17 protein-coding genes are annotated in these 23,313 nt (G+C 65.5%); 6 read left to right on the top strand and 11 right to left on the bottom strand.

Going from position 1 to position 23,313, the window contains the following annotated elements; all coding sequences use genetic code 11:
* Positions 1-35: 35 nt before the first annotated feature.
* Entirely contained in the window at positions 36-2,378 is a 2,343-nt protein-coding gene (locus tag ACVWYO_RS15970) for a glycoside hydrolase family 31 protein (RefSeq protein ID WP_457352416.1), read from the bottom strand.
* Positions 2,379-2,603: 225 nt separating this feature from the next.
* Here ACVWYO_RS15970 and ACVWYO_RS15975 point away from each other — a divergent pair, with 225 nt between their 5' ends.
* From ACVWYO_RS15975 to ACVWYO_RS15985, 3 genes are all read left to right on the top strand, one after another.
* Positions 2,604-4,211 (top strand): DUF5597 domain-containing protein, encoded by a 1,608-nt coding sequence (locus tag ACVWYO_RS15975; protein ID WP_457352419.1) that lies wholly within the window; start codon positions 2,604-2,606, stop codon positions 4,209-4,211.
* Between the two features lie 341 nt (positions 4,212-4,552).
* Positions 4,553-7,396 (top strand): TonB-dependent receptor, encoded by a 2,844-nt coding sequence (locus ACVWYO_RS15980; protein ID WP_457352421.1) that lies wholly within the window; start codon positions 4,553-4,555, stop codon positions 7,394-7,396.
* Between the two features lie 241 nt (positions 7,397-7,637).
* Positions 7,638-8,093, top strand: a complete 456-nt coding sequence (locus ACVWYO_RS15985; protein WP_457352423.1) for a hypothetical protein — start codon at positions 7,638-7,640, stop codon at positions 8,091-8,093.
* Between the two features lie 339 nt (positions 8,094-8,432).
* On the opposite strand, the gene ACVWYO_RS15990 is transcribed toward ACVWYO_RS15985, so the two are convergent.
* From ACVWYO_RS15990 to ACVWYO_RS16030, 9 genes are all read right to left on the bottom strand, one after another.
* The gene (locus tag ACVWYO_RS15990) at positions 8,433-9,479 is read right to left on the bottom strand and encodes an IS110 family RNA-guided transposase (protein WP_457352425.1); all 1,047 of its coding nucleotides are present in this window, start codon (positions 9,477-9,479) and stop codon (positions 8,433-8,435) included.
* A 191-nt stretch (positions 9,480-9,670) separates the two neighbouring features.
* The gene (locus ACVWYO_RS15995) at positions 9,671-10,399 is read right to left on the bottom strand and encodes an SDR family oxidoreductase (protein ID WP_457352427.1); all 729 of its coding nucleotides are present in this window, start codon (positions 10,397-10,399) and stop codon (positions 9,671-9,673) included.
* Positions 10,396-11,598: a UxaA family hydrolase gene (locus ACVWYO_RS16000; protein WP_457352428.1), complete on the bottom strand. Its 1,203-nt coding sequence runs from the start codon at positions 11,596-11,598 to the stop codon at positions 10,396-10,398. The genes ACVWYO_RS15995 and ACVWYO_RS16000 overlap by 4 nt, the downstream gene beginning before the upstream one ends.
* Positions 11,595-11,891 carry a UxaA family hydrolase gene (locus ACVWYO_RS16005; protein ID WP_457352430.1) on the bottom strand — a complete coding sequence of 99 codons (297 nt, stop codon included), beginning with the start codon at positions 11,889-11,891 and terminating at the stop codon, positions 11,595-11,597. Before ACVWYO_RS16005 ends, ACVWYO_RS16000 begins: the two co-directional genes overlap by 4 nt.
* Entirely contained in the window at positions 11,888-12,850 is a 963-nt protein-coding gene (locus tag ACVWYO_RS16010; RefSeq protein WP_457352432.1) for an aldo/keto reductase, read from the bottom strand. The genes ACVWYO_RS16005 and ACVWYO_RS16010 overlap by 4 nt, the downstream gene beginning before the upstream one ends.
* Positions 12,847-14,073, bottom strand: coding sequence for an L-fucose:H+ symporter permease (gene fucP, locus ACVWYO_RS16015; protein WP_457352434.1), 1,227 nt, complete (start codon positions 14,071-14,073; stop codon positions 12,847-12,849). Before fucP ends, ACVWYO_RS16010 begins: the two co-directional genes overlap by 4 nt.
* On the bottom strand, positions 14,070-15,665 hold the full coding sequence (locus ACVWYO_RS16020) for an alpha-L-fucosidase (RefSeq protein WP_457352436.1): 1,596 nt from the start codon (positions 15,663-15,665) through the stop codon (positions 14,070-14,072). The genes fucP and ACVWYO_RS16020 overlap by 4 nt, the downstream gene beginning before the upstream one ends.
* Positions 15,666-15,694: 29 nt before the next feature.
* Positions 15,695-16,495 carry an SGNH/GDSL hydrolase family protein gene (locus ACVWYO_RS16025; protein WP_457352438.1) on the bottom strand — a complete coding sequence of 267 codons (801 nt, stop codon included), beginning with the start codon at positions 16,493-16,495 and terminating at the stop codon, positions 15,695-15,697.
* A 150-nt stretch (positions 16,496-16,645) separates the two neighbouring features.
* Positions 16,646-17,632: an alpha/beta hydrolase gene (locus ACVWYO_RS16030; RefSeq protein WP_457352440.1), complete on the bottom strand. Its 987-nt coding sequence runs from the start codon at positions 17,630-17,632 to the stop codon at positions 16,646-16,648.
* 237 nt (positions 17,633-17,869) lie between these two features.
* Here ACVWYO_RS16030 and ACVWYO_RS16035 point away from each other — a divergent pair, with 237 nt between their 5' ends.
* Positions 17,870-18,697, top strand: a complete 828-nt coding sequence (locus ACVWYO_RS16035; RefSeq protein WP_457352442.1) for an alpha/beta fold hydrolase — start codon at positions 17,870-17,872, stop codon at positions 18,695-18,697.
* 277 nt (positions 18,698-18,974) lie between these two features.
* Here the strand turns inward: ACVWYO_RS16035 and ACVWYO_RS16040 are convergent, their stop codons facing one another.
* Positions 18,975-20,864: a phosphoenolpyruvate carboxykinase (GTP) gene (locus ACVWYO_RS16040; RefSeq protein ID WP_457352444.1), complete on the bottom strand. Its 1,890-nt coding sequence runs from the start codon at positions 20,862-20,864 to the stop codon at positions 18,975-18,977.
* Positions 20,865-20,978: 114 nt separating this feature from the next.
* On the opposite strand from ACVWYO_RS16040, the gene ACVWYO_RS16045 reads away from it, so the two are divergent.
* Positions 20,979-22,175, top strand: a complete 1,197-nt coding sequence (locus tag ACVWYO_RS16045) for a LysR family transcriptional regulator (RefSeq protein WP_457352446.1) — start codon at positions 20,979-20,981, stop codon at positions 22,173-22,175.
* A gap of 292 nt (positions 22,176-22,467) precedes the next feature.
* On the top strand, positions 22,468-22,923 hold the full coding sequence (locus tag ACVWYO_RS16050) for a DUF3237 domain-containing protein (RefSeq protein WP_457352448.1): 456 nt from the start codon (positions 22,468-22,470) through the stop codon (positions 22,921-22,923).
* Positions 22,924-23,313: the final 390 nt, after the last annotated feature.

A 23,313-nucleotide genomic window follows, 5' to 3' on the forward strand; every position in this document is an offset into this window, starting at 1 on the left:
ATAGAGCGCGGCGTCGAACGCGCACAAGCGCCGCCTCAGCGGCCCATCACCTTGACCAATGCCGCGGCATCCTGACCGCCGGGCAGCTTGCCCGACGCGGTCAGCCGACCACTTGCGTCGTCCCAGCGCAGCACGGTGCCGGCTGTACCCTTGCGATAGGCGTTGCTCACCCCGTCATCGTCATACAGCGTGAAGCTGGTCGAGCGCCCGGGATAGACGCGGATGCTCTCGAGCGGCTGGCGCGTTGCGGTGCTCGGCACCTGCACGCCCATCGGCACGATCGATCCGGCGCGGACGAACAGCGGGATCTTGTCGATCGGCGCATTGGCGGTGATCGTCTGGCCACCGGTGTGGCGCTCGTTGGTCCAGTAATCGTACCAGTCGGCGGCGGCCGGCAGATACACCGAGCGGCTGGTCGCGCCCTGCTCGGTCACGGGTGCGACGAGGAAGGCGGGGCCGAACATATATTCGTCGCCCATGTCAGCGACCTTGGGGTCGTTCGGGAAATCCATGAACAGCCCACGCATGAACGGCGCACCGGTCATGTAGGTCTGGTGGCCCATCGCGTAGAGATACGGGATCAGGGCGTACCGCAGCTTGAGATACTGCGCGAGCACCGGCTCGGCCGCCTTGCCATATTCCCAGATCGCGGTGCCCGGCCGCTGGCCATGGATGCGCAGCGTTGGCGTGAAGGTATTGTACTGGAACCAGCGCACGAACAGTTCGGGATAATCGGCGTAGTTCGGTGCCATCGCGGTCGCGCCAGCGGGATCGAGCAGGACGGGATGCTCGGCCTTGGGGCCCGCCGGATATTGCCAGCCGCCGGTGTCGCTGCTCCAATAGGCCATCCCCGACGCGGTGAAGTTGAGCCCGGTCGGCACCTGCCGCTTGAGCGCTTCCCACGTCGCCTGGACGTCGGACGACCAGAACAGGCAGCCGTTGCGCTGCGTACCAAGATACGCCGCACGGCACAGGATCAGGTTGCGGAAGTCGGGACGATCCTTCGCCGAGCCGTCGGCGACGCTCGCGGTATGTACCAGCGGGAAGACGTTGTGATAGCGATCGCCCGAGCCGATCGAGAATTGGTGGCCGTCGGGCACCAGATCGGGTTCGGTTTCGTCGAGCCAGAACCAGTCGAAGCCCTGCGAGGCGATATTGTCGCGGATCTTGCCCCAGAACCAGCCGCGCGCATCCGGGTTGGTGCTGTCGAGCAGACCGCCGGCGCGGTCGGCGCGGATCGGCAGGCCGTCGACGACGGTGCCGTCGGTGTCATGCAGCAGCCAGCCCTTGGCGGCGAGCATGTCGAAATAGCGCGATTCCTTCTCGAAGCGCGGCCACACGCTGATGATGCTGTGCATGCCGAGGCCCTTGAGCTTGGTATTCATGCCGGCCGGATCGGGGAAATAGGTGCGGTCGATGTCGAGCTGGCCCATCCGGGTCCAGTAGAACCAGTCGAGCACCATCACGTCGAGCGGATAGCCGCGGCTGCGATAGCCCTCCGCGACGCCGAGCAATTCGGCCTGGCTCTCGTAGCGCGCCTTGCTCTGGATGAGCCCGAACGCGGCCTTGGGCGGGAGCGGGGTCTTGCCGGTCAGCTTGGCATAGCCGGCATAGAGCTCATCGGTGGTCGCACCGGTGATGACGAAGAACGACACGCGCTCGCCGACATCCGATTGCCAGTGCGTGCTGTTGTGCAGCCCGGGCGAGACCGTCGTCGCCGACGGATTGTCCCACACGATGCCATAGCCCTTGTTCGTCACCATGAACGGCACGCAGACCGTTTCGCCAGCCGGCGCATCGTAATTGTGGCGACAGTCGATCGTGCGGCCGCGCAGATCGAGCTTGCCCTCCTGGTTTTGGCCGAGCCCGTAATAATGTTCGTCGAGCGGAGCAGCGAAGCTCGCGCCGACCTTGAAGGTCTTCTCGCCCGCGACGGTGTGCGGCGCCATTTCCCAGCCGTTCATCTGCGTGATGAGGTGCCCATCGGCGCCCTTCACGCTGACCGACACCGGCGGCAGCGACGGCGCGAAATAGCGCTCCATCTGGCTCGGCGCCTTGGGCCACGCTTGCGCGTTGACCGTCATCGACAGCGCCGACGAGGTGAACACATCGCCGCTCGCATCGGCGCTATGGGTCCAGCCGGCGGCATCGGGCTTGGCATTCGGGCCGGGGCCGGGGGGCGCATCGGCGAGATCGCGATCGACCGCGATCGTCACGCGGACGATGTTGGGGGCATAGGGTTCGATCGAGACATGGCTGCCGTTGCGGTCGAGCGACCCGAGCGGCGCGGCCTGCGCTGCGACGGCGGGGACGAGCGCGAAAGCCGCTGCGCCAGCCCATTTTGCAAGCGCGCGTTTGCGTGCCGATACCATTGCCATATCGCTGATCCTCACCTTTGATGCCGGCGGTTGACGCACTCGCGGTTGCCAGGCAGTGCGTTCACCTATGAGTATTCGTTTCACTGGCGCAAGTGAGAATGTCATCTCTCTGCGTCATCGGGGCGTGGCTTGGGGCAGGTCGGCGGCGAACACGATCGCTCCAATGGTCGCATACGCCGCGCAAAGCGCGATCGCCGCGGGCGACGTGTCGGGAGAGGATTCACGATGAAGACCATGCCGCTGTTTCTTGCCGCACTCACGCTCGCGGCTACGCCGCTATCGGCCCAATCGCGCGACGTTCCGCACATCGCGACCAGTGCCGGCGGCCATCACGCGCTGATCGTCGATGGCGCGCCGTTCCTGATGCTGGGCGCGCAGGTCAACAATTCGAGCAACTATCCCGCGGCGCTCCCCGCGGTGTGGCCGATGCTCGACCGGCTCCACGCCAATACCGTCGAAGTGCCGATCGCCTGGCAACAGATCGAGCCGAGCGAGGGGCATTTCGATCTGAGCTTCGTCCAGACGCTGCTCGATCAGGCGCGCACGCACGACAAGCGGCTCGTGCTGCTATGGTTCGGCGCGTACAAGAATAGCGGGCCGAACTACACGCCCGACTGGGTCCGCCAGAACAATCGCCGCTTCCCGCGGATGAAGACGCGCGACGGCAGCGACCATTACGTGCTGTCGCCGCATGCGCGCAGCACGCTCGAGGCCGACAAGCGCGCGTTCCTCACGCTGATCACCTACCTGCGCGACCATGACCAGCAGAACACCACGATCCTGGTGCAGGTCGAGAACGAAACCGGCAGCTATGGCAGCCCGCGCGATTATGCCGCGGCACCCGAAGCGCTGTTCCGGGGGCAGGTGCCGGCGGCGCTGCGCAAGCGCGGCTCCTGGACGCAGGTCTATGGCGCGCAGGCCGACCGCGCGTTCAACAGCTGGTACACCGCGGCCTATTGCAACGAACTCGCGGCGGCGGGCAAGGCGATCAAGCCGCTGCCGATGTACGTCAACGCAGCCCTCGCCGACCCCTTCAAGATCCCCGCACCGACCGACGTCGCGAGCGGCGGCCCGCAGCAGGACGTGCTCGACATCTGGAAGGCCGCCGCGCCCGCGATCGATTTCGCCGCGCCCGACATTTACGACCGCAAGAGCGCGAACGTCTTTGCGTTTCTCGACGGCTATCACCGCCCCGACAATGCGCTGGCGATCCCCGAGATCGGCAATGCCGCCGAATATGCGCGCTTCTTCTGGGCCGCGATCGGGCGCGGCGCGATCGGTTTTGCGCCGTTCGGGATGGATGCGACGGGCTTCTACAATTACCCGCTCGGCGCCAAGACGCTCGACGCGCATACGCTCGACGCCTTTGCCACGCCGTATGGGCTGTTTTCCGGGATGCAGCGCGACTGGGCGAAGATCGCGTTCGACCATCCGACCTGGGGCACCGCCAAGGGCGACGACGGCGCGGCGCAATCGACCACGCTGGGCCACTACAAGATCACCGCGAGCTATGGCGAGTGGCAATTCGGCCATCGCACCGACACCTGGATCAAGTCCGAGCCGACGCCGTGGGCGAACGAGAGCGTCGGCGGGGCGGTCGTCGCGCAGCTGTCGGCGACGCAATATCTCGCTGCGGGCGACCATGTCCGGATCGAGTTCGCGCCAGCGGAGGGTGCCCCGAAGAACGCGCTGATGCTGCGCGTCGAGGAGGGGCGGATGGTGCAGGGCGCGTTCGTCGTCGATCGCGTGTGGAATGGCGACCAGACCGATTACGGCCTCAACTTCATCGACCATCCCGTGCTGCTGCGCGTGACGATGGGGCGCTACGCCTAAGCGCGGCGGCGCGCGCCGCCGCCGCCGTTCACATCCGATGATCAAGCGGATCGAGCCGGTCTCCGAGGACGGCCCGATCCGCGCGCTTGTGTCGAAGAATGATAGCGCTAACCAATTCTGTCATCTTGTTCATATATGAACACAAAAATCACCTATCCACATTTTGATTGACCCTAGGGATTGGCGGGCGTAGCGAGCCGCGATCGAGAGAGACCTCCTCAAAACTTCGGTTGAAGCGAGGGAGGCTCACAGGGGAGAGGCAAGGCGGCGTCGATGGTCGCACCCTTCCCGAGATGTTCGTGAGCCTCGCCGCGTCGAGGTATCGCTTGGAAGGAATACGAATGTCTGCTGTTGATGCCGTCCGCCGCATGGGGATGAGCAAGGCGCTGTTGCTTGGCGCCTCGGTCCTGCCATTCATCGCGATCGCTGCCCCCGCCGCCGCACAGACCACGCCGTCGACCGGCACCACGGCGCCCTCGGGCGACACATCGGCGCCGATCTCCGCAAGCGCCCCCGATGCCGCCGCTCCCGCCGCTGCGCCCGACGCCGCCACGCCCGCTCCCGCGGCAGCCGCGGGCGAGGACATCGTCGTCACCGGCGTTCGCGCGAGCCTCCGTTCGGCGCAGAACATCAAGCGCAACGCCGACCAGGTGGTCGATTCGATCGTCGCCGAAGACATCGGCAAGCTGCCCGACCGCAACATCGCCGAGGCGCTGCAGCGCATCTCGGGCGTGCAGATCCAGCGCAATTTCGGCGAAGGCAGCTCGGTCGCGATCCGTAGCCTGACGCAGGTCCGCACCGAGCTCAACGGCCGCGACATCTTCACCGCAAGCGGATCGAGCAATTCGCTGAGCCTCGAGGACGTCCCCTCCGAGCTGCTCGCAGGGGTCGATGTGTACAAGAACCCGTCGGCCAACCTGATCGAGGATCAGCTGAGCGGCACGATCAACTTCCGCACGCGGAAGCCGTTCGACTTCAACGGCTTCAAGATTTCGGGCTCGGCGACCAACACCTATTACGACCTGATCCGCAAGAGCCAGCCAGCCGCCTCGCTGCTGGTCAGCAATCGCTGGAACACCGGTATCGGCGAGATCGGTGTGCTTGCCAGCGCGTCATACCAGAAGACCGCGTTCCGCCAGGATACGATCTCGACCGAGCCGTTCTACACGCTCGACCAGAGCCGCAAGGCCGATGGCACGCCGAACAGCCCGACCGACGTCGCAACCGCCGCCTTGCTCGGTCGCACCGGCCAGACGACCACGCTGCCGCACGGCACCGGCATCGGCGAAGTGTTTGGTGACCGCCGCCGCCTCGGCGTCGACGTGTCGGTGCAGTGGCGGCCGACCAGCACGCTCGAATTCACCGGCGAGTATTTCCGCAACGATTACAAGCTGCGCTCGTACGGCTACAGCTATTTCGCCTATACCAGCGGCGCGTCGATCACGCCGCTCGCGGGGGCGCCCTTCACCTATGCGTCGAACGGCGATTTCCAGAGCGGCACCTTCACCAACGTTCCGATCGGCGACAACACCTCGATCGGCACGCGCCATTCGGTGACGAGCGATTACTCGCTCAACGGCAAGTGGAATCCGTCCGCCAATCTGACCGTCACCGGCGATTTTCAATATGTCGATTCAAAGACCAATAATCTCAACTCGATCGTCGGGCTGAGCGGCACCGCGACGACACTGACGCAGAACATTTCGGGCAATATCCCGTCGTTCCAGATCGCCTCGGCGGCCGGGTTGTCGAACCCGGGGACGTACAGCAACGCGTACTATCTCGACGACCTCAACCATTCCGAAGGCACCGACACGACCGCGCGGCTCGACGGCGAATATCGCTTCGACGGGGGCATTCTGAGCTCGATCAAGGCCGGCGTGCGCTTTGCAGATCGCAAGAACACGACGAGCGACACCGGCTATCGCTATATCGGCCTGACCGGCACGGCGAGCAATCTGACCTATGTCGATCTCAGCGACTTCTTCCGCGGGCAGGCCAATCTGTTCGGCAATATCCAGGCCTTCTCGCTGCCGACCGTGCTCAGCTATGACGCGACGCGCGCCGCGCTCAACGTGACGACGACGCCGGCCTATACGCCGAGCGGCACGAACACCGAGTCGCAGAAAACCTATGCCGGCTATGTCACCGCCTATTTCAAGGCGTCGAACCTGCCGGTGCCGATCGATGGCAATGTCGGCGTGCGCGTCGTCCGCACGCAGTCGGCGGTATCGGGCTTCTATCAGCAGGTCGATCTGATCACGGCGGCCGACGGCAGCCAATCGACCGCGGCGCCGACCTTCACGGGCCTCACCGAAACCAACACCTACACCTCGGTGCTCCCGAGCCTCAACCTGCGGGCGCATTTCACCGACCGGCTTCAGCTGCGCCTGGCCGCGTCGAAGAACATCTCGCGCCCAGGGTTCGATCAGGTCAACCCGACGCTGACGATCACAGAACCCGGCACGGCGCAGATCAACCAGCAGCACACCGCTTCGACGGGCAACCCCTATCTCAAGCCGATGAAGTCGACCAATTTCGATGCCTCGCTCGAATGGTATTTTTCGCGCACCGGGTCGCTCACGGTCGCTGGATTCTACAAGGATATTTCGAACTATATCCAGACGGTCATCACGCCCCGTAACGTCACGTTCACCGACGGCGTAACCGCGACATACGATGTCACGACCTACAACAATGCGGCCAAGGCCAAGGTGAAGGGCGCCGAAATCGCCTATCAGCAGTTCTTCGATTTCCTGCCCGGCGATCTGAAGGGCTTGGGCGTCCAGGCCAACTTCACGTACGTCGACTCGCAGGCACCGAGCCCGGCGAGCGACGGTCCCGTGACGCAGCTGCCGCTCGAGGGGCTCTCGAAGTACAATTTCAACCTGGTCGGCATCTACGAGCACGGGATCATCTCGGCCCGCGCCGCGTATAACTGGCGCGACAAGTTCCTGGTGACGACCTCTGCGAACGGCACGGGCAATCTGCCGATCTTCCAGAAGGCGTCGGGGCAGCTTGATGCGTCGATCACCGCAAACATCACGCCGCATTTCTCGCTGACGCTGAACGGCACCAACCTCACCAACACGGTGCGCTCGACCTATTACGGCATCGCCACCCGCCCGCGCGATTCGATCATGAGCGATCGCCAGATCACGGGCGTCGCGCGCGTCACCTTCTAACGGCTGACCTGGTCAGCCTGGTCCGCCCGGTGACGGGCGGACCCTTCGGTTCCTCCCCCCTGCTCGTCCGGGTGGCATCGCTTCGGTGGTGTCGTCCGGACGGGCTTTTTTGCGGCCGTAGCGATGGGGTCAGCGAAAGCGACAACCTTATCGGGAACGGCGGAAAGTGATGGATTTGCGACCGTCCCCTTTCGTGTAATATCGTCTGAAAGTACGCGTCCGTTCTCGATCGGAGAAGGTCATGAAGCCAAAGAGTACATCGTTAATCGCGGCGCTCATGGCACTCGGCGCGACTGAATTTTCAGCCCAGGCAAACTCGCCCGACGGTGTGTCGCTTAGCTCGAATGAAATACGAAAAGCTCTAGCAGGTAAAAGTATACGCTATAGCCCACCTGGTTGGGCAGAAGTGGCAATGTACGAGGAGTTTCATTCTGATGGCGTGTGGAGTGGCGTGGAAGCTGGACGTGGCGCCTGGTCATTTTCGGGACGGTGGTTGATCACCGCCAACCAGATATGTGTTACCGCCGACGCGGGGACTTCCTTCGAGCGCTGGCATTCAGGGCAGTCCTGTCGAAAGATCTGGCAGGATCGAAAAACTGGCCTTCTGCGAACCTATTATCCGTGGGCGCACCCGTCTTCGTCGAGTAAGTCTGGTACGCAAACCCTTGCGGTTTCTGATCTTGCCCTGGATAAGTAAGGCCTATGAACGTCCGCTTCTCTATCGCGGCTTGAGTCAACAGGCACACGTCACTCCCCGCCGTCGCGAATGCGCCGGTCGTGACGGATGGGCAGGCGACGAAGTGCAATACTGGGTTTCTGCCGGGCTTGAGATCGCCACACGGGGTTCGTGCTTCTCTCCGGGGTCGGCACGTAGCCGCCCCATGATGGGGTAAGAAAAAGCGGTGTGGATCAATCTTTTGGACGCCCTTGTCGCTGGCGACAGGGCTGCGGACGTTACGATCTCACACCACCTTCGTCCCCGTGAGGACCTCTTTCTGCCGAGGCAGAACCGTGAAAGCTCCTTTCTGAGATCGTATCAGGCGACCGCGACCGCGGTGCCGGGTTCGCTTCCCCAGCGGAAGTCGGTGCCGTCCGTCCACATGCGGTGGAGAACGACGGCCAGGCGGCGTGCGACGGCGACGATGGCGCGCCGCATGCCCCGGCGCTGTGCGACCTTAATCCCCCATGCCTTGAGCCACGACCAATGCCGGCTCTGGGTCATCAGGATCTGCGCCGCTTCGTACAACATCGTTCTCAGCATGGTGTCACCGGACTTGGAGATGCCGCCGTCATAGTCGATCTCGCCCGACTGATGCCGCCGGGGTGTCAGCCCGACATGTGCGCCGACCGCTCTGGAATGGATGAAGCGCTGCGGCTGGTCGATCGAGGCGCGATAGGTAAGCGCAACCACCGGGCCGACGCCGGGTGCGGTCATCAACCGCCGACACACCGGATCGTGCCGGACCGTGTCGAGCAGCATCTTGTGGAGCTTGGCCAGCTGCTGGCGCATCACCCGCCGCACCGTCAGCAACGGCTCGACAATCGCCGCCAGTCTCGGAAAGCCCTCGACCAGGTGACGGATACGAGCCTCATAGCCGATCGTGCTGACCACGCCGACCTTCAGGCCGAAGTTGCGCAGCGTGCCGCGCATGTCGGACTCGATGTCGATCAGCTTGCGCTGCACGAGCTTGCGGCTTGTCAGCAGCATGCGTTGCTCCTGCGCCGCCAGCGTCTTCACATGCACCGGCTTGAACAACCCGACCCGCATCATCTGGGCGATGCCGCGCGCATCGTTGCGGTCGGACTTGTTGATCTGCTGCGCCTGCAACAGCGCCTTCATGTGGCGGGTCTCAACACAGATCACCGGCAGCCCTGCCTCGCTCAGCCCGTTGACCAACCACTGCGACAGCGGCCCAGCCTCGATCCCGACCCGCACGTAATCGCCGCCGACCGACGTCAGCAGGACGGCAATGTCATCCGGCTCGGTCGGCACCTTGCGCTCGCACACCACCTTGCCGGCATCGTCCACCACGCACACCGACGTCTCCTTAACCGAGACGTCGAGACCCACGAAATGCGTCATCGCTCTCACTCCTTCCCTCGATGCACGAGGTCAGGTCGACCCCGATCCAGGCATCGTACGTGAAGGGGCTGCAATCTCATCTGCTGTCGAAATGCAGCCGCCGCGATACACCATCTTTTATAGAACGCAATACGGGCGGCAGAACGACTAGTTTTGGTCGAAAGAAGACGTACCCCTCCTACCACCGCATCCTAATTCACCCACCCGCCATCGATGACGTGCGCCTGCCCGGTCGTGAACCCCGCCTCGTCGCTTGCCAGATACAGCGCGAGTGCGGCGATCTCCTCGGGGCGGCCGAGCCGCCCAAGCGGTTGGCGCGCGGTGAAGTCGGCGCGCGCCTTCGCGTAGTCGCCGGTGTCGCGCAGCCGCTGCTGGAGCGAGGGCGAATCCACCGTGCCCGGGCAGATCGCGTTGCAGCGGATTCCCTGCGCCACGAAATCGGCGGCGACCGCCTTGGTCAAGCCGATCACTGCGGCCTTGGTCGTGCCATACGCGAAGCGGTTGGGGATGCCCTTGATCGAGCTCGCGATCGACGCGACGTTGACGATGCTGCCCGATCCTTGCGCCAGCATCCCGGGCAGATACGCGCGGATCGTGCGGTAGAGCGCGGTGACATTGAGGTCGTTCGAGGCCGCCCAGGCGGCTTCGTCGCAGTCGAGGATCGTGCCGTTATGGACCATGCCGGCGCAGTTCATCAGCACATCGACCGGCCCGGTCTGCGCGGGCAATGCCGCGACCGCGCCGGCATCGCGCACGTCGAGCGCGAACGTCGCGCAGTCGAGTCCGGCGAGCTTGGCGGCATCCACGTCGCTCGCGAAGACGCGCGCGCCCTCGGCGGAGAAGCGTTCGGCGCAGGCGCGGCCGATGCCCTGGCCCGCCGCGGTGACGAGCGCGGTCTTGCCGGCAAGCCGCCCGCTCACGCCGCAGCCCTTCGCGGCAGGCAGGCGGGACCGACCGGCTCGAACGTCTTGTAGGTGAGGATGAATTCGCGGTGGCCGAGCGCCTCCGAAACGCTGCGCGCGCCCCTCGCGACCGCGATCGTGCGGTCGTAGATTTCATCCCCGACGTCGCCGATCGTCGCGAGCCCCTCGATGATCCGCCCGGCGTTGATATCCATGTCGCCCGCCAGATTGCGCGCGGTCTCGGGGTTGGCGCAGATCTTGATGACCGGCGAGATCGCCGAGCCGACCACCGAGCCGCGCCCGGTGGTGAACAGCGTGACATGCGCGCCGCACGCGATGAGCTCGACGATCTCGGCATTGTCCGAGATGTTGGGGAAGCCGAAGCGCGGCTCGCCATCGGGGACGACGTCGAGCAGGTACAGGCCGGGGGAGGGGGGGATGTCGCCGGGTTTGACGATCCCCGAGATCGGCGAGCTGCCCGATTTGGAATAGGCGCCCATCGACTTTTCCTCCTGCGTGGTGAGCCCGCCCTCGGCATTGCCCGGCGCGAAGCTGCCGAAGCCGAGCACGGTGTAATAGCGCTCGGCCTTCTCGACGCTCGCGACCAGCGCCGCGCCGAGTTCGGGCGTCAGCGCGCGATCCGCCATGATCGTCTCGCAGCCGACCAGTTCGCCGGTTTCCTCGAAGATGCAGGTCGCGCCCTCGGCGACGAAGCGGTCGAACGCGCGGCCGACCGCGGGGTTGGCGGTGATCCCGCTGGTCCCGTCCGACCCGCCGCAGATCGTGCCGATGACGAGCTCGCTCGGCGCCATTGCCCCACGCGCGCCGGCGTCGGCGATCGCCTTGACGCGCGCGACGGCCGCAAGCCCGGCGGCAATCGTCGCGGCGGTGCCGCCATTCTGCTGGATCACCAGCGTCTCGACCGGGCGACCGCTCGCGGCGACGGTCGCGGCGAGCCCTTCGCGATTGAAACTCTCGCAGCCGAGCGAGACGATCACCAGCCCGCCGACATTGGGGTGCGTCGCGATCGCCTTCATCACCGTGTCGGCATAGCTGTTGGGGTAGCAGCCGGGAAAGCCGATCAAATGGACGTCGGCGTCATCGATCTTGTCGACGATCCGCCGCGCGACATGGTGCGCGCATTCGACGAGATAGGCGACGGCGACGACGTTGCGGATGCCCTTGCGGCCATCGTCGCGCAACCAGGCGGAAATCATGAGGGGCTCCGTTCGAGCGTATCGCGCAGGTGCGAGGCGATATAGTCGCTCTTCATATTGTGCAGGTGGACATGCTCCGCGCGGCCGGCCGACGCGGTCATCGATCCGATCGGCGCGCCGTATTTGATCACCGTCTCGCCCGCGGCGAGCGGCTGGCGGGCGATCTTGTGGCCGACGCCGATCGGCGCCTGGATCACGCTTGGCGTGTCGTCGATCAGCACGATGTCGCCCGGCGCGAGCGCGGCGGTAACGACGAGGATCGTGTCGTCGGGGTGGAGCAGGATCGCGCTCATCGCGGTGCGTCTTCGGCGCGCACGGCGTCCCACAGCGCGTCGGGGATCGGCGAGGCGGCGTAGCGCAGCGTCGCGGCGACCTGATCCGCGCCAACCAGACCGGGGATGACGCCCGCGACGACGGGCTCGCGCACCGGAAATTGGAGCGCTGCAGCCGCAAGCGGCACGTCGAACGCCGCGCAGGCGCGCTCGAGCTCGGCGACGCGCGCGACGATCGCGGGGGGCGGGGGGGCGTAATTGAAATGGCTGGCGGCGCGGCTGCCCTCGACCAATATGCCGCTATTGTAGGAGCCACCGATCACGAGCCGGGTGCCGGTCTTGCGACACCGCTCGATCAGCGGACGTGCCGCATCCTGTTCGAGCAGCGTATAGCGCCCGGCGAGCAGGATGACGTCGAGCTCGACCCGGTCGAGCAGGTCGAGGCACACCGCGACTTCATTGACGCCGATCCCGATCGCGCCGACCTCGCCCGCATCGCGCAAACCGCGCAGCGCGCGATACCCGCCCGCAAGGAAATCCGCCATGTGGCGCGCTGCGGCATCGCCGTGCGTCAGTACGCCGAGATCGTGCGCGAACAGCACATCGAGCCGGTCGCGCCGCAGCCGTACGCGGCTCGCGTCGACGCTGCGCAGGACCGCGTCATACGAATAATCGAACACCGGCTCGAGCGCGGGCGCATCGACGAAGCCGTGCCGCTCGGCCGCCCGGCTGTCGGTCGGCTCAAGCAGGCGGCCGACCTTGGTCGAGACGATCGCCGTTCCGTGCGGGTCATGCTCGGCCAGCGCCGCGCCCAGCCGGGTTTCGGCGAGCCCGAAGCCGTAATGCGGTGCCACGTCGAAATAGCCGATCCCGCCCGCCAGCGCCGCTGCGACGGTATCGCGCGCGGTCGCGTCATCGACCGCGCGGTAGAGGTTGCCGATTCCGGCACAGCCCATGCCGAGCGTGGGAAGCGCGATCATCGTGTCGCCCCCCGCGCGCTCAGGCCGAACAGCAGGACGACCAGGAAACATCCGGCCGGCACCAGCATCGCGGGCACGATCGATCCGCTCGCGTCCGAGACCAGCCCCATCACCGCCGGGAACACCGCGCCGCCGATGATCGCCATCACCAGCAGCGCGGACCCTGCCTTGGTGCGCGTCCCCAGGCCATCGACGGTCTCGGCGAAGATCGTCGGATACATGATCGACATGAAGAAGCTGCTCGCAACGAGCGCGACCACGCCCGCCATGCCGCCGGCGAGGCCGGCAAACGCGCAACACGCCGCCGCGATTCCCGCAAACGCCGTCAACAGCGGCAGCGGCCGGATCCGGCCCATCAGCGCGGCCCCGACGAAGCGCCCGATCATGAAGACGACGAGCGAGGCGGTGAGGTACCCCGCCGCCTCCGTTGCGCGCGTCCCCGGGATGGTGACTTCGGCATAGCGGATCATGAAGCTCCACACCCCGACCTGCGCGCCAACATAGAAGAACTGCGCGAGGACGCCGGCGAGGAAGCGCGGCGTGCGGGCAAGCGCGGCAAAATCGGCAGCCGCGCCGACGCCTTCATTCGGCTCGGGCTGCGTCGCGATCGCAGGGAAGGGGGCGAGCCGGATCAGCAGCGCCCAGAACAGCACGCCGAGCCCGATCACGAGATACGGGATCTGTACCGAAGCCGCCTGCGTCGCGCGGTCCAGCGTGTGGGGTGCGTCGGACAGGATGAAGGCGCGTCCGATCAGCACGCCGGTGATCGAGCCGAGCGGGTTGAACGCCTGCGCGAAGTTGAGCCGCCGCGCCGCCGTCTCGGGGCTGCCGAGCCGTGCGATCAGCGGATTGGCCGAGGTTTCGAGGAAGGCGAGCCCGCTCGCGATGACGAACAGCGCGACGAGGAAGAAGGGGTAGCTCAAGGCCGCCGCGGCAGGCCAGAAGAGCAGGGCGCCCGCGCCGTAAAGTCCCAGCCCGAGCAGCACCGCGGCGCGATAGCCATACGCGCGCATGAACAGGGCCGCCGGAATGGCGAGGCAGAAATAGCCGAGATAGAAGGCCGATTGCACCAGGCCCGCGCCGAAATCGCCGAGGCTGCACAGCCCCTTGAAATGCGCGATCAGCACGTCGTTGAGATTGTTGGCGGCGCCCCACAGGAAGAAGAGCGCGACGATCAGGACGGTCGGTACGATCCGAGTGGCAGCCTGTGGGTGTGGCGTCATACCAATCCTTTCCCGTCGAGACGGATTACGGGGACGAAGCCGCCCGCGGGCTTGCGCGGCAGGTCGAGATGCAGGCCTGTGGCATCCTGGCGGTGCGCGACCGGTCCGCCGCCGAGCAAGGTCGCGCGTTCGATTACGCCCGACAAGCGCCCATGCGCGAGCGACGCGACCGAAGCGGTGCCGCTCGGCCAGCCGAGGAACAGCACGTACAGCGCGCCCTTGTTGGTGGTGAAGCGCACGTCGCGCGGTGTGAAGGCGCCCGCGCCGGCTTCGTTCTGCATCCCCGGTGTAAGTCTGGTCGGCCCTTCGCCATAACGCCGCCACGGCCGCGATCCGAAGATCGCCTCGTCATTGATCGCGGTCCAGGCACCGAGCTGGTCGAGGATTGTCTCCTCCTCGCTATCGATCGCACCGTGGCCGGGTTGCGGCACCGAGAGCAGCAGATTGCCGTTCTTCGACACGACGTCGGCAAGGCGTTGCACAACCTGCTCGGCGGTCTTGTAGCTTTTGTCGTTCAACCGCGCGACGTTGTAGAACCAGTCGCCGAGGCAGGTGTCGGTCTGCCACGGCTCGTCCCACAGATGGTCGCTGAAGCCGCGCTCGACGTCCTGCACCACGCCGAAGCGTTCGTGCGGCTTCAACTGCTTGGCGAACAAGGCGACGTCGATCTTGCCCGACCATGCGATCGAGCGGTTGTAATAGTCCGCCGCCGCCTCGAGTCCGATCGATCCGAACGGCAGCCCGTAATCGTCGAAATAGACGAGGTCGGGCTTGTACTTGGCGACCAGATCGGTCTGCCGCAGCAGCCATTTGGTGACATAGGCCGGGTCGTCGGTCGGGCCGGTCTCGATCCACTGGCCGTCGTGCGTGTCGTGCCACGATTCCATGCCGGCGATCGTGTCGATCCCGTTGGGCATGACGGCATGACCGCCGGTATAGAGCTCCTGCGGGTCGAGCCCGTCCCACCATTGCCCTTTGCCGTCGGCCTTGCGCAGCCGGAACGCGTCGTAGCGCTCGCCCTTGTTGGGGCCGGTCGGATCATAGCCATAGGCGGTCTGATACCAGTGCCAGCTGTGCGCCGAATGGTTCGACACGCCGAATTTAAGCCCCGCCGCGCGCGCGGCCTTTTCCCAGGTGCCGACCACGTCGCGCTTGGGGCCGACGCGCAGCGAGTTCCAGGCGTGATAGCGGCTGTCGTAGCAATCGAGATTGTCGTGATGGTTCGCCAGCGCCATGAAATAGCGCGCGCCGGCCTTCTTGTAGCGCGCGATCAGCGCTTCCGGGTCCCAGCGGTCGGCGGTCCAGCGGTTCTGGATGTCCTTCATCCCCGCGACCGAGGGATGGCCGTAGGTCTTTAGGTGATGCGCGTACATCGGGTGGCCCTGCATGTACATGAAGCGGCCGTACCAGTCGCCTTGCTCGGGCACCGATTGCGGACCCCAATGCGACCAGATGCCGAGCTTGGCGTCGCGAAACCAGTCGGGATAGCGGTAGTTCGAGACAAGCGACGGCCAGTTGGGCTGGACCGGCCCGCGCGCGGCGCCCATCGGGCTTTGCGCCAGCGCGCCGCGCGCCATCGGCAGCGCAGCCATGCCGGCGAGGATAGAACGCCGGGTAGGGCTCACTTGCCGAGCGTTTTCGCGATTGCGGCGAGCGCGAGCGGCCGCATCACAGCATAGCCTTGCGCGGTCGGATGGACGCCGTCGCTTGCCAGGCCCGGCTTCATCGCGCCTTCAGGCGTTGCCAGCGCGGCGAAGTAATCGACATAGGTGAAGCCTTCGGCCTTGGCGTAGCCACGCAGCCAGCTGTTGAGCGCTGCAATCTGCGGCACGGGCTGCTTCGACGGGCTCCACGGGAAAGCGGCGGCGGGCGGGACCGAGGCGAGGATCACCTTGATGCCGTGCGCGCGGGCGAGCTCGGCCATGCTCATGATATTGCCCTCGACCGTCTCGATCGTCGCGGCGCCGGTATTGCCCGCCACGTCGTTGGTGCCCGCCATGATATGCACCGCCTTTGGCCTGAGCGCGATCACGTCGGCGCGGAAGCGCGCGAGCATCTGCGGCGTGGTCTGCCCGCTGATGCCGCGATCGACCACACCGTTGCTGAACAGCGCCGCGTCGGAGTGGATCCAGTTATCGGTGATCGAATCTCCCATGAAGACGACGCGGACCGGCGCGCTGCTGCCGGCGAGCGCCTGATTGGCGGCGGCGTAGCGGCAGGCTTGCGCGAAGTCGCGCGTCAGCATGTGGAGCTTCCACGCTTCCCAGCCGGCACCGTCGGTCGGGTTGGGATGCTGCGGGCAGGGATCGGTGACGATGCCGACCGGATCGCCGGCATAGGGGTCGCCAGGGACATTGGTCTGCGCCTGCGCGGCACCCGCCAACACGGCAAGAAACGGCAGTATCCACGCGGTGCGGGTCATATCCACGATCCTATCCTCTCTTTGTCTTCGCCCCGGCCGCGCAAGCGCACACCGGGACGTGACGGAGATGTCCTATCCGGTTCACTTGTGAAGCGCAAATGCACATATGAACAAATTTGAGCGCGGGTTGCCGGGGCCCGATTCGACGCTTCAGGCGGCGAAAATCCCTTGGCTGACGCCGAAGGTGTGGAGCAGGTCGGGCCAGGCCGACGCCGGGTTGGTGCGCGGCAGGCGCACGCCGAACCCATGCCCGCCCCCGGCAAAGGCATGGAGTTCGCTCGGCCGCTTCTGCGCGGTGAGCGCAGCGTACAGGGTAAGGCTGTTGGCGACGGGGACGAGCCCGTCATCGCCGGCATGGACGAGGAAGGTCGGCGGCGTATCGGCGGTGACCCGCGCTTCGACCGAGCCCGCATGGCGCAAGGCGGCGGACCCATCGCGGCCGAGCAGATTGTCGCGCGACCCGCCATGCGTGAACGGCGCCTCGAGGCTGACCACCGGATAGAGCAGCCCGACCAGATCGGGCCGCGCCGACAGCGCATCGGTCCGGTCGACCGGCGCATAGGTCGGCTCGGCGAAGCGCGTCGCGAGCGACCCTGCCAGGTGTCCGCCCGCCGAAAAGCCGAGCGCGGCGATCTTGCCGGGATCGACCTTGAAGCGCGCCGCGCCCGCGCGGATCACGCGCAGCGCGCGTTGCGCATCCTGCAGGGGTACGAGCGCCTGGTTCGCCCAGCCTTCGCTCGGCAGGCGATAGAGCAGGATGAACGCGGTGATGCCGCGCGCGTTGAGCCACGCCGCCTGTTCCTCGCCCTCATTGTCGTACGACAGGAAGCCATAGCCGCCGCCCGGCATCACCAGCACCGCGGCGCCGTTGGGCTGCGCGGCGCGCCGCACGACCAGCATCGGCTGGGCGATCCCGGTGATCCAGCGGTCGAGCCGCTTGGGATCGTGCGACTGGTCGGCGCTCTTGCGGACGATCGCGGCGTGGCGGTCGCCGGGGATCGCGCCGGGCCAGAGCGGGACGAGCTCGTCGTTCGGCCGGGTCTGCGCACGCACTGCAACCGGGGCGACCGACGCGACCGCCGCCAGCGTCGTCGCGCCGAGCAGCAGGGTCCGCCGCGTGGTCAATTCCTCGAACATTCTCAATCCTTCCGCTGTCGTTGCGCACGTCCGGTCGTCGCCGATCGCCGCTTTAGTGCCGTAGCGTCGATCCCGCGGCAATCACCGAACGCTCCACCGCGGATCGCTTGCCGTCGCGCGATCATCGCGGTTGATAGCGCGCGGTGCGATCTGCGATGATCCTGCCGCAGGGTCCCCGACCCGAAAGTGTACCGCGTAGCCGCCACACGTACATTTCCTGCCCCGAGGAGACCGCTCATGCCCAACATCACCACCAACGACGGCACCGAAATCTTCTACAAGGATTGGGGACCGCGCGATGCGCAGCCGATCGTGTTCCATCACGGCTGGCCGCTCAGCGGCGACGATTGGGACGGGCAGATGCTGTTCTTCCTCGACAAAGGCTATCGCGTCATCGCGCACGACCGGCGCGGCCACGGCCGCTCGACCCAGACCGCGACGGGCAACGACATGGACACCTACGTCGCCGACGTCGTCGCGCTCACCGATGCGCTCGATATTCAGAATGGCATCCATATCGGCCATTCGACCGGCGGGGGCGAAGTCGCGCGCTATGTCGCGCACGCCAAGCCAGGCCGGGTCGCCAAGGCGGTGCTGATCAGCGCAGTCCCGCCGCTGATGGTCCAGACGCCGGCCAACCCGAACGGCGTTCCGATGGCGGTGTTCGACGAGATCCGCACGCAGACCGCCACCAACCGCGCCCAATATTATTACGATTTCACCATGCCATTCTACGGCTTCAATCGCGAGGGCGTCGCGGTTCACGAGGGCGTGCGCCGCAATTGGTGGCGGCAGGGAATGATGGGCAGCGCGCTCGCGCATGTCCGTGGCGTGGCCGCCTTCTCCGAGACCGACTTCACCGCCGATCTCGCGGCGATCACCGTCCCGACGCTCGTGCTGCACGGCGAGGACGACCAGATCGTGCCGATCGCGATCTCGGGCGATCTGTCGGCCAAGCTCATTCCGGGGGCGCAGTACACGACCTACCCGGGCTATCCGCACGGCATGCCGACCACGCATGGCGCGCAGATCAATGCCGACCTGCTGGCGTTCATCGCTGGCTGATCTTGGGTGTCGGGTGGCGTTGCGGCGTCACCCGACATTGTGTGCGAAAGTCTCGAGAACCTTCAGAGCCTGTGGCGCAGTCGGGCATTGCCTGGCACGTCAGCGTGGTGTGTTGGTGGCCGCTCGGCGCTGGCGACCCCTACGGACGGTGTCGACCAGCTTCGAAATCGGCGGAATTCTGCGGGTTCGGGCGGTTGCGGATAGGCTCCGCTAGATCTGCGACCCGCCAACGCCCCATCCTGCCGCGCTCCCGCCGATCTGCCGGCGTCAAGCTCCGCTACCGGTCCATTCCTCCCGATTGCTCTGCAGATGCGGGAGAGCCGTCGATCACGCTTGAACCCAACCGAGCTTCAAGAGCCGATTGCTGCTCAATGAGCGCAGGCGGAAGGCGGTCGCCAAACGTCTCGAGATATGTCCGGTTGAGGCGTGCTTCCTCCAGCCACACCGGCGTATCCACCGTCAGCAAAAGATCTGCGTCGTTCGCGGTAAGCGATAGGCCGCTGAGATCGAGCGCGTCGACTTCGGGCAACAGGCCGATGGGTGTCGTGACCGCCGCGGCAGCACCCGTGACTCGTTCGACAATCCATTTGAGCGCGCGCGCATTGTCCCCAAAGCCCGGCCAGAGGAACTTGCCGGCGCTGTCCTTGCGGAACCAATTCACCAGGAAGATCTTCGGCAGGACGGACGCATTCGATTGCGCTGCTGCGCCGATCCGCAGCCAATGGTTGAAATAGTCGGCAATGTGATAGCCGCAGAAGGGCAGCATCGCGAACGGATCGCGACGCAGTTCACCGACCGCGTTTTCGGCTGCAGCGGTACCCTCCGACGCGATGTTCGCCGCCAGATAGACGCCGTGCTCCCAATCAAACGCCTCGGTCACCAAGGGCACCGCGGTTGCGCGACGACCGCCGAACAGAATCGCCGAAATCGGCACGCCTTCCGGGGAATCCCATTCGGGCGCGATGCTGGGGCATTGTGCCGCAGGAACCGCAAAGCGCGCGTTCGGGTGGGCGGCCGGCTTGCCGCTTGCCGGATCATATGGCGCGCCGGTCCAGTCCGTCAGGCCGTCGGGCGCGGTCTTGGTCAGACCCTCCCACCAGACGTCGCCATCGGCCGTCAGCGCGGTGTTGGTGAAGATGCAATTGTCGATAAGCGTCGCGATCGCGTTGCGATTGGTGCTCGGTCCGGTTCCTGGAGCGACCCCGAAAAAACCGGCTTCGGGGTTGATCGCATACAGCCGTCCGTCTTTGCCGAACCGCATCCAGGCAATGTCGTCACCAATCGTTTCGGCTTTCCAGCCGGCCAGGCTGGGCTCGAGCATCGCGAGATTCGTCTTCCCGCAGGCGCTCGGAAACGCTGCCGCGATATAATGGCTGCTACCCGCGGGATCGGTCAGCTTCAGGATCAGCATATGCTCGGCAAGCCAACCCTCATCGCGCGCCATCACGCTGGCAATACGCAGCGCGACGCACTTCTTGCCTAGCAGCGCATTGCCGCCGTAGCCCGAGCCGTATGACCAGATCTCCCGCGTTTCGGGAAAATGCACGATCCACTTCTCGTCGTTGCACGGCCATGCGACGTCGGCGACACCGTCCGCGAGCGGCATCCCGACCGAATGCACGCACCGGATGAAGAAGCCGTCTTCCCCAAGCAGATCGAGCACCGGCGCGCCGATGCGGGTCATAACGCGCATGGAAAGCACGACGTAGGGGCTGTCGGTGATCTCGATGCCGATCAGGCTCTTGTCGGATCCCAGCGGGCCCATGCAAAACGGAACGACATACAGGGTGCGACCCGCCATGCAGCCGGTAAACAAACCGTCGAGCCGAAGCCGCATTTCGTCGGGTTGCGCCCAATTGTTGGTCGGCCCCGCGTCGTTTTCCGAGTCCGAGCAGATGAAGGTTCGGCTCTCGACACGGGCGACGTCGCGCGGATCCGATCGGGCGTAGAACGAATTGGGCCGCAACGCGGGATTGAGGGGGATGAGCGTGCCGCTTTCGACGGCCTGCGCGGCAAGGGCCTGCGCTTCGGATTCCGAGCCGTCGCACCAATGGACGTTCTGCGGCAGCGTCTGCGCCGCGATCCCCTCGACCCAGTCGAGCAGGACGCGATGGCGTGTCGGCATTGCTGCCTCGGCAACCAGCAGGTTGGTCGATTGGCTCGACATGTTCGCGTCCTCTCCAGACATTTTCATTCACGTGTTTCTGCAAGGCTAGTCGCCGCCGCGGGCTACAACAAATTTCTTTATCGGAATGCCATAAGGTCATGCTAAAGTAGAGGAATGGCGACGCCCTATGACCTCAACATGCGGCACTTGCGCATGGTCGTGGCGATCGCCGACACCGGCAGCCTGAGCGCTGCGGCGCGGACGGCGGCGATTTCCCAGCCTGCGCTGACCCAAGCGCTCGCGCGTCTCGAAAAGGCGTTTGGCGCATCGCTGTTTCACCGCAGCGCAGGCGGTGTAATCCCGACCGCCGAGGGCAAGCCCGTCCTGCAGCGAATCCGCCGCGCAATGCGCAGCTTTGGCAAAGCGTGTCGGGCGATCGGGAAGACCCAGGCCGCCGAGCGGCTCGAATCGTACCTCACGACCGCGCACGTGCGGGGCTTGATCGCGCTCTCGGAAGCCGGCAGCTTTTCCCGCGCTGCGGAAAATGTCGGAATCTCGATCCCCTCGCTGCATCGCGCGGTCCGCGATGTGGAGCGTCTGGCGGGGACGCCGCTCGTCGAGCAACGGGGACGCGGCGTCGAGCTGACCCGCGCCGGGGCGAAACTGGCGCGGGGGTTCATGATGGGCGTCACCGAACTCTCTGCCGGTCTCGAGGAGACGACTGAGCGCGGCGGGTATCTGTCGCTCGGGGCGATGGCCTTGTCGCGCTCGCTCCTGTTGCCCGCGACGCTGGCGAACCTGTTGCAACAGCGCCCGGATGTGCGGGTCGATGTGGTGGAAGGATCGTATTTCGAGCTCGTCGAATTGCTGCGCAGTGGGCGGATCGACGTCCTGATCGGCGCGCTGCGCGACCATCCCGGGGCGGATCTGTTGCAGGAGCCGCTGTTCCACGATCGGCTCACGATCATCGGGCGCGCCAGCCACCCGCTTGCGGGCGCCGTCGCCGGCCTGGAGGAACTCGCCACCTATCCGTGGATCGTCGCGCGGCGCGCATCGGGGTTGCTCGACCGTTGGCAGAAGATGTTCGATCGCTCGGGGATGCCTCGGCCCGATGCGCCGATCCAATGCGGTTCGGTCGCGCTGATCCGTGGGCTGCTGGTCCGTAGCGATTTCCTGACGCTGCTGTCGACAGACCAGGTGAGCGCCGAAATTGACTCAGGCACGCTCGTCCGGATCGAGTCGAACGTGCCGGATACGATGCGCACAATCGGCGCGATATCGCGCCGCGATTGGTTCCCTACTCGAGCACAGCAGGCGTTTCTGCACTGCCTTCGCGAGACGTCCGCCGATGTCGAAGCGCCGCCGCAATAGGGCGGTTCCAGCGCGCATCCCGCGCGCCGTTCCACGTCCCATGCAAAGCTGCTCGCCGTTTGACCTTGTCAAAGCGATGCGCGATCCAGCGAAGGCTTGCCGCTTTCTGCGGTGAAAGCCGATTTCGGGAAGGGAGCCGTCGGATCCGACAGGCCTGGTGCATCTTTTAGAAAGTGAGCGCGCGCAGCTGCCGACCGATCCAATCAACGTATGCGCGATCGTGCGTATGAAATTTCGTGGCAGCGGAGAGCCCACGCCCGAGAATCATTCTATAAGAGTGGAGAGGATTGCTATGATTTCTGCCGATCACCTCATGCGCCTTGAGGTAGAGCTGGGACCTGTTGTCGATATTGGCCCTGTTCCGGGCGGGTACCGTCGGATTATTCCGATCACCGGCGGGCGCTTCTTCGGACAACGCCTTCGTGGAACGATCCTGCCCGGCGGGGCGGATTGGAATTTGGAACGCCCGGACGGCACGGTGTACCTGTGGGCTCGCTACACGCTCCAGACCGACGACGGCGCGCTGATCATGATCACGAACGACGGGCTCCAGCCGGGCGCGCGCGACATGATGGCGCAGATCCTGGCTGGCGAGGAAATCGACATGACCAACTGGTACGCAAAAACACGCCCGACGTTTGAGGTTGCTGGCGAAAAATATGCGTTCCTCAACAGTCGTATCTTCATCGGGAACCTGACGCCCCAAGGATCATCGGCAGTGGCGATAGACGTTTTTGAAATAACGTAAAATCGACGCCGGTCGGTCAAATTGCCGGCGCATCTGCGACGCGCGAGCGCAGTACGATCCCGCCATTTCCGATGCAGAACGGTGCGAGCGCGCTCGCACCGACCTGACGAAACGGCCTCCCAGGCCCGCTTCAACTCTGACTAAACAGTCCAATAGTGATACAATAAGTCACATTGCGATCAGGCGCTCCGGTGTCGCCACGACCATTGGGTATCCATTGTCGCGGTCGATAACACGGCCCCTCGTACGGATCGGCAGGAAGCGTTCGGGCAGCCGACGTTTGCGATGCCGGTGTCGCGAAGGGGTGCCTGGCGGGGTCGATAACAGCCGCAAAAAAATCGCGGCGGCATCTGGAGGGGATCACGATGAAGCAATATATCAAATGCTCGA

This window comes from Sphingomonas sp. UYP23, from assembly GCF_054059235.1.